Origin of the sequence: Amaricoccus sp. B4 (assembly GCF_043226085.1) — a bacterium.
Classification (GTDB): Bacteria; Pseudomonadota; Alphaproteobacteria; order Rhodobacterales; family Rhodobacteraceae; genus Amaricoccus.
On the sequence record NZ_CP171225.1, the window covers coordinates 3,078,863 to 3,092,463 of the forward strand.

12 protein-coding genes are annotated in these 13,601 nt (G+C 67.7%); 8 read left to right on the top strand and 4 right to left on the bottom strand.

The features are described 5' to 3' along the window. Positions 1-69 precede the first annotated feature (69 nt). Together ACF66B_RS14835 and ACF66B_RS14840 are read right to left on the bottom strand one after the other, a co-directional pair. Positions 70-1,320, bottom strand: coding sequence for a DUF4157 domain-containing protein (locus ACF66B_RS14835; protein ID WP_392663096.1), 1,251 nt, complete (start codon positions 1,318-1,320; stop codon positions 70-72). Between the two features lie 99 nt (positions 1,321-1,419). After that, a complete protein-coding gene (locus tag ACF66B_RS14840) occupies positions 1,420-2,196 on the bottom strand; it encodes a gamma-glutamyl-gamma-aminobutyrate hydrolase family protein (protein ID WP_111430252.1) in 777 nt (258 codons plus the stop codon). A 156-nt stretch (positions 2,197-2,352) separates the two neighbouring features. Between ACF66B_RS14840 and pepN the strand changes: the two genes are divergently transcribed. From pepN to ACF66B_RS14860, 4 genes are all read left to right on the top strand, one after another. Beyond that, a complete protein-coding gene (gene pepN / locus ACF66B_RS14845) occupies positions 2,353-4,947 on the top strand; it encodes an aminopeptidase N (protein WP_111430050.1) in 2,595 nt (864 codons plus the stop codon). A gap of 52 nt (positions 4,948-4,999) precedes the next feature. Beyond that, positions 5,000-5,884 carry a 1-acyl-sn-glycerol-3-phosphate acyltransferase gene (locus ACF66B_RS14850; protein WP_111430051.1) on the top strand — a complete coding sequence of 295 codons (885 nt, stop codon included), beginning with the start codon at positions 5,000-5,002 and terminating at the stop codon, positions 5,882-5,884. A gap of 26 nt (positions 5,885-5,910) precedes the next feature. Continuing rightward, positions 5,911-6,240, top strand: coding sequence for a hypothetical protein (locus ACF66B_RS14855; RefSeq protein WP_162683278.1), 330 nt, complete (start codon positions 5,911-5,913; stop codon positions 6,238-6,240). Positions 6,241-6,374: 134 nt separating this feature from the next. Continuing rightward, complete coding sequence (locus tag ACF66B_RS14860; RefSeq protein ID WP_111430253.1) at positions 6,375-8,330, top strand: HEAT repeat domain-containing protein; 1,956 nt, start codon at positions 6,375-6,377, stop codon at positions 8,328-8,330. Positions 8,331-8,352: 22 nt separating this feature from the next. Here the strand turns inward: ACF66B_RS14860 and ACF66B_RS14865 are convergent, their stop codons facing one another. Continuing rightward, positions 8,353-9,336, bottom strand: coding sequence for an aldo/keto reductase (locus ACF66B_RS14865; RefSeq protein ID WP_111430053.1), 984 nt, complete (start codon positions 9,334-9,336; stop codon positions 8,353-8,355). Between the two features lie 110 nt (positions 9,337-9,446). Here ACF66B_RS14865 and ACF66B_RS14870 point away from each other — a divergent pair, with 110 nt between their 5' ends. The 4 genes from ACF66B_RS14870 to ACF66B_RS14885 all read left to right on the top strand — a co-directional run bounded on the left by ACF66B_RS14870 (position 9,447) and on the right by ACF66B_RS14885 (position 13,020). Further along, positions 9,447-10,325, top strand: coding sequence for a LysR substrate-binding domain-containing protein (locus tag ACF66B_RS14870; protein ID WP_392663102.1), 879 nt, complete (start codon positions 9,447-9,449; stop codon positions 10,323-10,325). A gap of 89 nt (positions 10,326-10,414) precedes the next feature. Then, positions 10,415-11,266 (top strand): 3-mercaptopyruvate sulfurtransferase, encoded by an 852-nt coding sequence (gene sseA, locus ACF66B_RS14875; protein WP_111430054.1) that lies wholly within the window; start codon positions 10,415-10,417, stop codon positions 11,264-11,266. Continuing rightward, entirely contained in the window at positions 11,263-11,820 is a 558-nt protein-coding gene (locus ACF66B_RS14880) for a GNAT family N-acetyltransferase (protein ID WP_111430055.1), read from the top strand. Before sseA ends, ACF66B_RS14880 begins: the two co-directional genes overlap by 4 nt. Positions 11,821-11,835: 15 nt before the next feature. Next, positions 11,836-13,020, top strand: a complete 1,185-nt coding sequence (locus tag ACF66B_RS14885) for an amino acid aminotransferase (RefSeq protein WP_111430056.1) — start codon at positions 11,836-11,838, stop codon at positions 13,018-13,020. A 45-nt stretch (positions 13,021-13,065) separates the two neighbouring features. Here the strand turns inward: ACF66B_RS14885 and ACF66B_RS14890 are convergent, their stop codons facing one another. Further along, on the bottom strand, positions 13,066-13,470 hold the full coding sequence (locus ACF66B_RS14890) for a metalloregulator ArsR/SmtB family transcription factor (RefSeq protein ID WP_111430057.1): 405 nt from the start codon (positions 13,468-13,470) through the stop codon (positions 13,066-13,068). Between the last annotated feature and the right edge of the window lie 131 nt (positions 13,471-13,601).

Genomic DNA, 13,601 nt, shown 5'->3' on the forward strand with positions numbered 1-13,601 from the left:
GTCGACATGAATTTGATGTTTCCTTACGCCGCCTGCGGATTTCCGCGCGTTGCGCGAGGGCTGGCTCCCTCAAAGCTCGATGAACTTCGCGGGAATGCCGGTCAGCACGATCACCTCTCCCCCGTGCATCTTGATCGCCATGACCGTCGCGGAACCGATCGGCCAGACATCGCAGCCGAGTTTGGGGGTAAAGGCGCTTTCGCCCTTCTGCTTGCCGCGGAAAACCAGCGGAATGTTGATCTTGTACTCATGGCCCGCCTTCTGCGATTCCGCACCTGTCGCCACGAACGGCACGATCTCGTGCTTGGCCTTGGTCTGCGCTTTCCAGGCCTGAGCGCGATCGAGTTTTTCCTGCGCCGACAGCGCGTCCCAATCCTGCATGATCACGCGGGCATGCTCGATGGTGATCGGCGCGTGGTCGCGGCCGAAGAAGCCGCCCGCCGCGGTGATCTGTTCCGGTGAACGGGTATCGCCGCGATAGAGTGTCACTGTGGACGTCTCTTCCTCTGTCTCGCCCGATCGTGCCGAAAGATCTTCCTTTACCGCAGCGGAGACTTCCTCCTTCGATCGCCCGAGCGTGAGTTCCACCAGTTGCGGAACAGACACCACCGGCAATTTCGAATCCCGGTATTGCTCGAACTTTCCGAGCACGGTCGCGATATCTGTCGCCTCGGTCACGCCATAGCTCGGCAGGATCGCCTCGAGCTTCTCCGGTGTGAGCCCGTCGAGCGCGAGCTCGAACTTGCCCTGTGCCACCGGGCGCGCCGGGGCGGCGGGCGCATCCGCCAGCGTCTCCCTATCAGCGGGTTTCATCTGAGCGGCGCGTGCGCCCATCGCATCGGCCTCAGTCTCGAGGCCCGGATCGTCGTTGACCGCAATGCCGCCGCGCTCGGTCGTGGGCTGGACCCGCCCCTGTTTCTGCTGCGCCACATGCCAGGCTTCGTGCGGCAGGTGCCGCTCCTGACCGGGGGCCATGTGAATCTCGCTGCCTTGCGCGTATGCATGAGCGCCGACCTTGGCCGGTTCGGCCGAATTGTAATGCACCCTTACATCATCGAGCCCCTGCCCCGAGAGGGTCTCGACGCCCGATTTCAGCGCGTCGGGCAGGCCCGTGCGGTTCGGCGCGGCGTCCGCCATCTCCTGAAGCTGGGCCGTGTGGTGGACACCGGGGCAATCCTCGGCCATGAGCTGAAGGCCCCCGAGTGCGCGTTCGCCCGCGCTTGATGCCGCGATCGGGAGCAAGCCGGTCCGGCGCCGCTGTGCGGGCTCCGCTGTCTGAGCCGGGCTCGTCTGCTGCATCCTGCCGCTGCGTGCGTTCATGCCGTTTCCCATGCGGATTGCCCCTCGATCCGTTCTGCATGGGCTTTGGTTAGCCTTCCCTTAACGTGCCGATGCGGACCGTCCCGGCGCGGCAGCGGTTCAGACCGCTGCCCCCATCTCCCTCCGGCGCCGCTGTGCCCAGGCCGAAACAGCTTCGCCGAAGGCAATGAAGAGCGTACGCGAAACAGGATCGGCCACTGCGTTCCATTCCGGGTGCCACTGCACTCCCATCGCGAAACCCTGCGCGCCCTTGATGACGATGGCCTCCGGAGTGCCGTCGGATGCCAGTCCCTCGATCACCACGCGCTCGCCCCGGTCGAGAATGCCCTGGCCGTGCAGCGAGTTGACCATGATCTCGTCCTTGCCGAGCAGGCGATGGAACTGCCCGCCGGGGGTCAGGGATACGGTGTGGCGCAGCTCGAACTTCTCCTCCAGCGTTCCGTCCGGCGGCATGCGGTGATTGATCCGGCCGGGAATCTCGCGAATCTCCGGGTGGAGCGTGCCGCCGAAGGCAACGTTGAATTCCTGAAACCCCCGGCAGATCCCGAAGATCGGCACCGCGCGCGCCACGCATTCCGAGATGAGCGGCAGTGTCACCGCATCGCGGTCGGGGTCGAAGGCGCCGTGCTTCTCCGTGGGTTCGTGCCCGTAGAGGCTTGGATGCACATTGGGCCGTCCGCCGGTGAAGACAAACCCGTCACAGGCCGTGAGCAGGTCGGCGATGGCCCCGACCTTGGGCAGGGCGGGCACGATCAGCGGTATGGCGCCGGTCAGATCGGCGACGGCTTCGATGTTGGAGACGCCCGCCGCCTGGACGGGATAGGTGTCATTGGCCATGTGACTGTTGCCAATGATGCCGATTACGGGACGAGACATGAGCACGACTTCGCTTACCTGATACCTGACCAGAGGATAGGCGTCTCGGCCGCTCGCGTCGAGACCGCTGCGCAGGCTCGCCGTCGCGCCGCGAGCGCTTGACCAGTTTTGCATCATCGTGACACGTTGCGCGCGACTCAGAGAAGGAAATCTCCCATGGCGCGCGTCGACGCAGAGGCCCCGGTGATCCGGCTCGCCGATTACCTGCCCCCCACCTACCTGACCGACCGCGTGGAACTCACGGTGAGGCTTTCTCCCGGCGCGACCCGCGTGCGGGCGCGCCTTCACATGCGGCCCAACCCGGCTCTGCCGGAAGACCCGCATGATCTCCATTTCGAGGGGCGCGCGCTGAAGCTCATCTCGGCTGCGATCGACGGCCAGACCGTGCCCCGCAACGCCCAGGCGCTCGACGGCGAGGGCTTGCGCATCCCGGCCGAGCTCGTGCCTCAGCGCCCCTTTGTCTGGGAAGCCGAAACCGAGATCTCGCCCGACACCAATACCGCGCTGGAGGGTCTCTACATGTCGCGCGGCATGTACTGCACCCAGTGCGAGGCCCAGGGGTTCCGCAAGATCACCTTCTTCCCCGATCGTCCCGACGTGATGGCGACCTACAAGGTCCGCATCGAGGGCGACGCGCCGGTCATGCTCTCGAACGGCAACCTCATCGGGTCCGGCCCCGGCTGGGCCGAGTGGGAGGATCCGCACCCGAAGCCCTGCTACCTCTTCGCGCTCGTTGCGGGCGATCTGCGCGCGGTCGAGGACAGCTTCACCACCCGCTCGGGCCGTGAGGTGCTGCTCCAGATCTGGGTCCGTCCGGGCGACGAGCCGCGCTGCGGCTATGCGATGGATGCGCTCAAGCGCTCGATGGCCTGGGACGAGGAGGTCTACGGCCGCGAATACGATCTCGACCGCTTCATGATCGTCGCGGTCGACGACTTCAACATGGGGGCCATGGAGAACAAGGGCCTCAACATCTTCAACTCGAAATACGTGCTGGCGAGCCCCGAGACCGCCACCGATACCGACTACGCCTTCATCGAGTCGATCATCGCGCACGAGTATTTCCATAACTGGACCGGCAACCGCATCACCTGCCGCGACTGGTTCCAGCTCTGCCTCAAGGAAGGCCTGACCGTCTTCCGCGATCAGCAGTTCTCGGCCGATCAGCGCAGTGCGGCGGTCAAGCGCATCGAGGACGTCATCCGCCTCCGCTCGGCGCAGTTCCGCGAGGATGCGGGCCCGCTCGCCCACCCTGTGCGGCCCGAGGAATACATCGAGATCAACAACTTCTACACCGCCACCGTCTATGAGAAAGGGGCCGAGGTCATCGGCATGCTCCGCCGCCTGGTCGGCCCGGAGACCTATGCCAAGGCACTTGACCTCTATTTCCAGCGTCACGACGGCGAGGCCTGCACGATCGAGGACTGGCTGAAGGTCTTCGAGGATGCGTCCGGTCGCGATCTCACCCAGTTCAAGCGCTGGTATTCCCAGGCGGGCACCCCTCGCCTCAAGGTCCGCGAAAGCTTCGAGGCGGGCGAATACAGCCTGACCTTCTCGCAATCAACGCCGCCCACCCCCGGTCAGCCGGTCAAGGCGCCGCTGGTGATCCCGGTCGCTTACGGTCTTCTCGACCGAGAGGGTGCAGAAATCGAGAGCGGGGTTCTGGAACTCACCAACCCGGTGCAGCGTTTCTCGTGGGCCATGACGGAACAGCCTGTCCCCTCGCTTCTGCGCGGCTTTTCCGCGCCCGTTATCCTTGAGCGCCCATCGGACGCAGCGGGGCGCGCCTTCCTGCTCGGTCATGACAGCGACCCCTTCAACAAGTGGGAAGCGGGCAGGGCCCATGCCCTCGATCTCATCGGCCGGATGTCCCGCGACGCCGGGGTCACGGCCGAGCCCGAATATCTCGACGCTCTTTCCGCGCTTGCCGAGGATGACAGCCTCGATCCCGCCTTCAAGGCGCTCGCTCTCGGGCTGCCGTCCGTCGAGGATGTGATCTCGGCGCTGGCCGAGGCCGGGCATGCGCCGGATCCGGGGGCTATCCATGCCGCGCGCCGGCGCCTCGAGGTCGCGATTGCCGCGGGCCTTGGCGAGATGCTGCCCGCGCTCTATCAGGACAACGACGTGCCGGGGCCCTATTTGCCCGATGCCGCCGCGGCGGGCCGCCGGGCGTTGCGGGCCCGCGCGCTCGGCCTCCTGACGGCCCTCGAGCCGGAAGCGGGCCGGGCCGAGGCCCAGTTTGCCGCGGCCGACAACATGACCGAGCGCATGTCGGCGCTGTCACTCCTCGTGGCCCATGGCCGTGGGGCGGAGGCGCTTGCCGAGTTTGAGGCGGTCTGGTCGTCCGACCGGCTGGTGATGGACAAGTGGTTTGCCGTTCAGGCGAGCCTCACACCGCCCGAAACCGCAGTCGAGACCGTTCAGGCCCTGGCCCGCCGCCAGGATTTCGACTGGAAGAATCCGAATCGCTTCCGCTCGCTCGTCGGCGCATTCGCCAGCGGCAATGCCGCGGGCTTCCATGCCGAGAGCGGCGCCGGCTATGATTTCGTCATCGACTGGCTGATCCGGCTCGATCCGGTCAACCCGCAGACAACCGCACGCCTCACCACCGCTTTCGGCACATGGCGGGTTTTCGGCGCCGAACGCCGCGACGCGATGCGGGCGGCGCTCGAACGCCTTGCAGGGCAGCCCGATCTTTCCAAGGACGCGTCCGAAATGGTAAGTCGCCTGTTAACCGACGACACGCCATGACTGCGGCGGATGTCATGGATGTGTTAGACTGATGTGATAGACGGGGCCAATTATGCGGGAAGTGGTCGACCAGCTCATCGAGGAACGCGCGCCTTGGCTCGAGCGCCGGGGGATCGGCGTCACGGCCGCGCGCAAGGTGCTGCATCTCCTCCTCAAGTACGAATATACCATCCGCATCGGCGAGGAAGTCGAGAAGATGCCCCAGGGGGGTGAGGTGCTCCTCTCGCTCGCCGAGATGTTCTACCATCATATCGAGGTGCAGGGTCTCGAGAACATTCCCGCCTCCGGCCCCGCAATCGTGATGGCCAACCACCCGACCGGCATCGCCGACGGCGTCGTGCTCTACAAGGCACTCTCCCGCCGCCGCCCCGATCTCTTCATCTTCGCCAATGCCGATGCGATGCGCGTCCTTCCACAGCTCGGCCATGTGCTGGCGCCGGTCGAGTGGCGCCCGGAAAAGCGCAGCCACAAGCAGAACCGCGAGACGATGAACTACGCCCACGAGGCCTTCGGCTCCGGCCGCCTCGGCGTGCTCTTCCCTTCCGGCCGCCTCGCCAAGCGCCGCTGGTTGAAGCTCCACGAGCGGCCCTGGATGGCCTCTGGCGCCATGCTCGCCCGTCGCTTCAACCTGCCGATTGTGCCGCTCCACATCACCGCGCGCAATTCCGCGATCTTCTATATCTTCGACCGCATCCACCCGACGCTCCGCGACATCACCCTTTTTCATGAGGTGGTGAACAAGAAACGCCAGCCCTACCGGATCACCATCGGCGCGCCGATGGATCCGGAGACGCTGCCCTCGGGGTCGGCCGAGGCGACCGAGGTCATGCGCGACCGCGTGCTCGAGCTTGGCGGCCAGGGCGGCCCGCAGACCGTGCTCACCGCGCCGCGGCTCGGTTCGAACCGCCGTCTGAAGCCCGTCCGCGCCATCGGCTGATTTCCCGTCGACCGTGCCGCGACACCTTGGCGCACGGCCGCCCCCGACCTTGGCGGCGGCCAACGTCGCTGACCTGCCGGATCGGCTGCACCTCGCCGCACGGCCTTTCCGATGGGGCCAGCCTCCGCAAGACCGAGGTCGCGACCGGCGGCATGCAGTCCTGGATCGTGCGCCACCTGGGGTATGCGCTCGGCGTCCGCATGACGGCCCGCCGCCGGTCGCGCGCTTCAAAGGCCCGGACGGACAACGATCCTTTCGGTACGATCATCGGCGAGATCCCGGTGATGCCACGGCTCCTGGAGCGCACCCGCCGGCTCGCCGGGAGCCGGGTGAAACCGGCACCGGCAAGGAGCTGATGGCCCGCACGCTCCACGCGGTCGTCGCATGCGGCCGTCGCCGCTGGCGCCGCTCCGGCCGCCAAGTTAAGGTGCTCCCGCACCCCCAGAAGGCGCCCGATCTTCCGAGCCGCCAGCAGACCGGAGGCTCCGCCATGCGCCGCACAGCCCTCGCCCAGCTCGCCGTCCTCATCGTCTCCGGCCTCCTGCTCGCCGCGCTCCCGGCCGCCGCCGCCGAGATGACCCCGGCTGACGCGCCCCCGGCCTACGTTGGCTCGGAGAGCTGCACCGCGTGCCACCGGGCGGAGGCCAAGGCCTGGAAGGGCTCCCATCACGGCCTCGCCTGGACCGCGCCCACGCCCGGGAATGTTCGCGCCGATTTCGACGGCACCGAATTCTCGCAGGGCGACATGACCGCCCGCTTCCGGATCGAGCCCGACGGCAGTTACCACGTGGCCGTCACCGAGACCGATGGCGTGACGACCGACTACCGGGTCCATTCGGTCGCCGGGGTCTACCCGCTCCAGCAGTATCTCATCGAGACCGAACCGGGCCGGCTCCAGAGCTTCGACGTGGTCTGGGACAGCGAGAAGGGCGGCTGGTTCAGCCTCTCCACGGACGGACCCTTCGCGCCGGACGATGGCATGCACTGGACCGGCCCCTACAAGAACTGGAACGGCCGCTGCGCTGAATGCCATGCCACCGGCTTCGTGAAGAACTATGACGCGACCGCGCATACCTTCGCCTCCACCGAGGCCGAGATCGGCGTCGGCTGCGAAGCCTGTCACGGGCCGGGCTCGGCCCATGCCGCCTGGGCCTCCGGTCCGCGCAAGTCCCGCGGCAGCCCGCCGCCGAACTACGGCTTCAGTGTCGATTTCTCCGACCGCGAGGCCACCCTCGAGCAATGCGCGACCTGCCATTCCCGCCGCGAACCGCATTTCGCCGACGAGCCGCTGCCCGGCACGCCCTTTCACGACAGCTACAACCTCTCGCTGCTGATGCCCGGCCTCTACCAGGCCGATGGCCAGATCCTCGATGAGGTCTATGTCTACGGCTCGTTCCTGCAGTCAAAGATGCATGCGAAAGGCGTTACCTGCCTTGATTGCCATGAGCCGCATTCGGCAACCCTCCGGGCTGAGGGCAACGCCGTCTGTGCCCAGTGCCACAGCCCGGCGGGCAACACCGCATTTCCGAGCCTCCGCCTCGCCGAATACGACAGCCCCGAGCACCATTTCCACGAGCCTGGTACCCCCGGCGCCGAGTGCAAGAACTGTCACATGGTCGAGCGGGTCTACATGGGCAACGACTGGCGCGCCGATCACTCGCTCCGCGTGCCCCGGCCCGATCTCGACGCGGTGACGGGCGCGCCCGATGCCTGCACGACCTGCCATACGGGGGAGACGCCGGACTGGGCCGCGGCGCAGATCACGGAGTGGTATCCCGAAAGCACCCATCGCGGCCCGCATTATGGCGAAACGATGGCCCAGGGCCTGGCCGATCCCGTCGCCGCAGCGGGCGAGCTCATCACGCTTGCCTTCGATCCCGAGCGGCCCGGTATCGTCCGGGCGACCGCGCTCTGGATTCTCGGCCAGTCCGGCAGCCCGGAGGCGGCCGAAGCGGTCGAGCCGCTGCTGCGCGATCCCGATCCGGTCGTGCGTGCCGCCGCGGTCGATGCGCAGCGCATGGCGGCGCCCCCCGACCGTGTGCCGCGCCTCGTGGCCAGCCTCTCCGATCCCATCCGCAGCGTCCGCATCTCAGCGGCGCGAGCCATGATCGATGCGCCCATCGCCCATATGCCCGACGCGATGGAGGCCGCGCGCCGTCAGGCGACCGAGGAATGGCAGGCCGCCATGGCAGGCCGCCTCGACTTCCCCGAAACCCACCTCCAGCTCGGGGGCGTCGCCCTTGTGCTGCGTGACCCCGTCGGCGCGAGTGCGGCCTTCCGCGAGGCGGTCCGCATGGACCCCCAGCTCGTCCAGGCCTGGAGCATGGTCGTCCGCATCGCGGCACTCACCGGGAACTCCGAGGAAGCCCGCGCGGCGCTTGAGGAGGCGCTCGCCGCCAATCCGGGCGAGGCCTCGCTCGAAGCCCTGCGCGCCCAGATCCCCTGAGGCACGCGAAGGGAGGGGCGCCTCAGACGTTGACGCCCTTCATCCCCTCCTCGGTATAGCGCCCGCCCGAGACTGGCAGCGCCTCGAGGGTCCGGGCAAGTCCCGCGACGTCGGCCTCGCTGAGCCGGACACTCGAGGCTGCAACATTCTCCTCGAGATAGCGCACCCGCCGTGTGCCGGGGATCGGCACGATGTCCTTGCCCTGCGCCAGAAGCCAGGCCAGCGCGAGCTGTGCCGGCGTGCAGCCCTTCTCCTCCGCCATCGCCTTCACCGCCTCGACGATCGCGAGATTGGCCGCGAGATTGTCCTCCTGGAACCGTGGCAGAGCGGCGCGGAAGTCGCCCTCGGCGTAGCTCTGGCCCTTGCCGTATGTGCCGGTGAGGAACCCGCGCCCGAGCGGCGAATAGGGCACGAAGGCCACCCCGAGCTCGCGGCAGACGGGCAGGACCTCCCCCTCGACATCCCGGGTCCAGAGCGAATATTCCGTCTGAACCGCCGTCACCGGATGCACGGCGTGGGCGCGGCGCAGCGTCGCCGCACTCACCTCGCAAAGCCCGATGTGGCCGATCTTGCCTTCGGTAACGAGATCGGCGAGCGCCCCCATCACCTCTTCGACCGGCTGCCCGGCATCGACCCGGTGAACGTAGTAGAGATCGATCCGCTCCACCCCGAGCCGCCGCAGCGAAGCCTCGCAGGATGCGCGGGCATATTCGGGGCTGTTGTCGATGGTGCGGGCATATTCGCCGGGCTTGCGTACGATTCCGAATTTTGTCGCGATCACCGCCCTGGGCCGCCGCGCCGCCAGAAACCGGCCGAGCAGCTCCTCGTTGTGATACGGGCCATACATGTCGGCGGTGTCGAAGAAGCTCACCCCGAGTTCGACGGCGCGTTCGAGCACCCGCGTCGCCTCCGCGTCATCCCGCGCGCCATAGAATTCGCTCATGCCCATGCAGCCGAGCCCGAGCGCCGATACCTCGAGCCCTCCGCCAAGTGTGCGCGTTTCCATCTCGCTGTCCTTCCGTTGAAGCCGTGTCCTCCCGAGATTTGGCTTTTCGCAGCCGGAAAACCATGCTCCTTTCCGGAAGATGGATTTCCATTTCTGAAAGACGAGGCAGCATGCGTGGCGCCGATCTGGTCTGGGACGATGCACGGGTGTTTCTCGCCGTTGCGCGGGCTGGCACGCTGACGGGTGCCACCGGCGCGCTGGGCGGCGGCATCGCCACCACCTCGCGCCGCATCGAGCGGCTCGAGGCCGCGCTCGGTCTGCCGCTCTTCATCCGGCACCAGTCGGGCTACCGGCTGACCGACGAGGGTGCGGCACTCGTGCCGCGGGCCGAGGCGCTCGAGGCCGCTGCGAAAGCCTTCGGCGCCAGCGCCGAGGAGGCGCAGGGCGAGGTCTCGGGCCGCGTCCGGCTCGCGACCGCCGAGAATCTCGCCACTCCGCTTCTGATCCCGAGCCTCCCGACGCTCCTCGCGGCCCATCCCCGGCTCGAGCTCGAGATCGTGACGAATGTCCAGGCGGTGAACCTCCACCGCCGCGAGGCCGATCTTGCGCTGCGTCTCGTGCGGCCCGAGCGGGGGCATGTGGCGCAGCGCCGTCTCGGCACCCTCGGCTACGGGCTCTATGCCGCTTCGGGCTGGAGAGCGGGCAGGGTGGCGGGCCCCGAGCCATACATCGGCTGGGCAGAGGTGCAGGCCGATCTGCCCGCCGCGCGCTGGATCGAGCAAAGGCTCGCCGGCCGCCCCCCCGTGCTTGCCACCACGACCCTCGCAAGCCAGGTGAGCGCGGCGCGCGCCGGCCTCGGCATTGCCGTCCTGCCGCACTTCCTCGCGCGCGCCGCCGGGCTGGAGGCGCTGCCGGAGGATCCGGGCCTCTCGCAGGAGATCTGGCTCGTCCTCCACGCCGATCTTGCCGCCGCCCGCCGTGTCCGGGTCGTCGCCGATCACATCGCCGCGCTCATCCACCACCACCATCAGGAGCTTGCGGGCGTCTGAGCCGAGTGGCCGCGCCGCCCGGGTTGCTCCTCAGCAGATTCGGGGATATGCGGTGGTCTCGTCACAAAATTGCGCGGGCGGGAATGAGAATGGCAGGTAGTGATCCGAAGCTTCTGGTGACCACGGACTGGCTGGCGGCGCATCTCGACGCCCCCGACATCCGCATCCTGGATGCAAGCTGGCACATGCCCGACTCCGGCCGCAACGCGCACGCCGAATACGAGGCCCGCCATATTCCGGGTGCCCGGTTCTTCGACATCGATGAAATCGCAGACACCCAGTCGGACCTGCCGCATATGGCGCCGCCGGTCGAGAAGTTCATCTCGCGGGTCCGCGCGCTCGGCATCGGCGACGGCCACCGCATCATCGTCTACGACAGCCTGGGGCTTTTCAGCGCCGCCCGGGCGTGGTGGCTCTTCCGCCTGTTCGGAAAGGAAGATGTCGCGGTGCTCGATGGCGGTCTGCCGAAATGGCTGTCCGAAGGGCGCCCGGTCGAGGATCTCGCGCCGATTCCGCGCGACCGTCATTTCACCGCCCGGCGCGATGCGGGTCTCGTGCGCGACGTGACCCAGGTTGCCTCGAGCGCCAAGCTCGGCGATGCGCAGATCATCGATGCCCGTTCGCCCGGCCGCTTCACCGGTGCCGAGGCGGAGCCGCGTCCGGGACTGCGTTCGGGCCATATCCCCGGTGCGAAGAACGTCCATTACGCGGCGCTGCTCAATTCGGACGGAACGATGAAATCGCCGGAGAAGCTCCGCGCGATCTTCGAGGCCGCGGGCGTCGATGTGGCGCGCCCCGCGATCACCACCTGCGGCTCCGGCGTCACCGCGGCGATCCTCTCGCTCGCGCTCGAAAGGCTCGGCAACCGCAATCACGCGCTCTACGACGGCTCCTGGGCGGAATGGGGCGCCTACGCGGATCTGAAGGTGGAAAAGGGATGAAGCACCGCGCCGGCGACGTCGTCGACTACATCGTGACCCATCTCGCGATGGAGGAAAGGCCGTCCTATCCCCGCCCACACATCCCCGCGGGCCCGACCTCCGCGCTCATCGCCGCCGATAATCCGCCGCCCTGGTATTTCCTCTCGCTCTACGGCACCGTGGGCCAGGAGTATGAGTGGACGGACCAGTTCGAGCGCCCGACGGAGGAGCTGCAATCCTACCTCGGCGATCCGGCCGTCACGCTCTACACCTTCCTCCGCGCGGGCTGGCCGCATGGCTTCTTCCTTCTCGACGCGCGCGAGCCCGGAACCTGCGAGATCGCCTATTTCGGTCTCGTCCCGGACGTGATCGGCCATCGGTTCGGCGGCTTCCTGCTCGAGACGGCGGTCCACATGGCCTGGGACCGCCCGGGCACCCGGCGCGTCACGGTCAGCACCAACACGCTCGACCATCCCCGTGCCCTGGCGCTCTACCAGAAGGCCGGCTTTTCGCCGGAGCGGCGAGTAACCCTCCGCCGCGTGCTCACCCGCGACCGCGACCTCATCGGCGTTTGACCCCGGAGACCGAACATGTTCGAAGCCCTCAAGGCGCCCCCTCCCGACAAGATCATCCAGCTCATCGGCATGTATGCCGCCGATCCGCGCACCGAGAAGCTCGATCTCGGCGTCGGCGTCTACAAGGACCCGCAGGGGTCCACGCCGATCATGCGGGCGGTCAAGGCCGCCGAGCACCGGCTCTGGAAGGAGCAGGAGACAAAGACCTATCTCAGCGTGCTGGGCGACAAGAGCTTCGTCACCGGCATGGCCGGCCTGATCCTCGGCGATTCCGTCGCGCCCGAACGTATCGGCGGCGGTCAGACGCCGGGCGGCACCGGAGCGGTGCGCCAGCTCGCCGAGCTCGTGAAGCGCGCGACGCCCGATGCCACGGTCTGGTATTCCGATCCCACCTGGCCGAACCACCCGCAGATTCTCGCCCATGTCGGCCTCGCGGCGAAGACCTACCGCTACTACGATGCCGAGGCGGGGGCCGTGAGCTTCGAGGCGATGTGCGAGGACCTCAAGGCCGCAAAGGCGGGCGATGTGGTGATCCTGCACGGGTGCTGTCACAACCCGACGGGCGCCAATCTCAGCCTCGAGCAGTGGCAGGCGCTGACCGCCCAGATCGGCGAGCAGGGCCTCGTGCCCTTCGTTGACCTCGCCTATCAGGGCTTCGGCGACGGGCTCGAGGAGGACGTCGCCGGGCTCCGGCATCTCGCCGCGACCCTGCCCGAAGTGATGCTCGCCGCGAGCTGCTCGAAGAACTTCGGCCTTTACCGCGACCGCGTCGGCGCGGCCATCGTCATCGGCAAGGACGCCGAAGCGGCGAAGGTGACCGAGGCCAACATCGGAGCCCTCAACCGGCTGAACTTCTCCTTCCCGCCGGATCACGGCGCCAAGGTCGTTTCGCTCATCCTCCATGATGCGGAACTCCGTGCCGACTGGATCGCCGAGCTTGAGGACATGCGCCTCAACATGCTCACGCTCCGCAAGGGGCTCGCCGAGGCGCTGCGCCGCGAGGCGAATTCCGACCGCTTCGACTACATCGCCGTGCACCGCGGCATGTTCACCCAGCTCGGCGGCACGCTCGAGAAGGTGGCGAAGCTGCGCGAGGAGCATGGCGTCTACATGGTGGGCACGGGCCGCATCAATATCGCGGGCCTGCCGGCCGACGGGCTCGACAAGCTCGCCAAGGCGATCGTCGCGGTCGGCATCTGATCGCGATCGGGCCTCCGCCTCCGCGCGAGGAGGAGGCCCTCCGCCTCAACCACCGTCGGTGCGCCGGAGCATCGCCTCTTCCTCGTCGGGCCCCTCCACCTCGTTGACCACGCCCTCCTCGCCGAGGGCCGCGTCCAGAAGCCGCTCCAGCGCGTCGTAATCCGCTGTCGCAAAGGCGCCGAACCCCTGCATCCAGACAAAGGCTGCCGCCAGCGCGTCGGGCTCGAGCCGGCAGCTCCGCACGCGGCCCTCGCGCACCTGGCTCACCAGCCCTGCGCGCCCGAGGATCTGGAGATGCTTCGAGACGGCGGCGAGCGACATGGGCAGTGGCTCCGCCAGATCGCTGACGCTCTGCTCGCCGTCCAGCAGCACCCGAAGCAGCGCCCGACGGGTCGGATCGGCGAGGGCGGCGAAGACGAGATCGAGGTCGGGATCGGTGCGAGGCTCCATGCGCGGACAGTTCTCCTATCACCCTGAAAAGTCAACGACTTGGTTGAATGTAAGATCAACCATCTGGTTGAATGAGTGACTCGGAAGGCCCGCGCACCCGAATTACGCTGCAAAGCCGCAAAATAACCCTG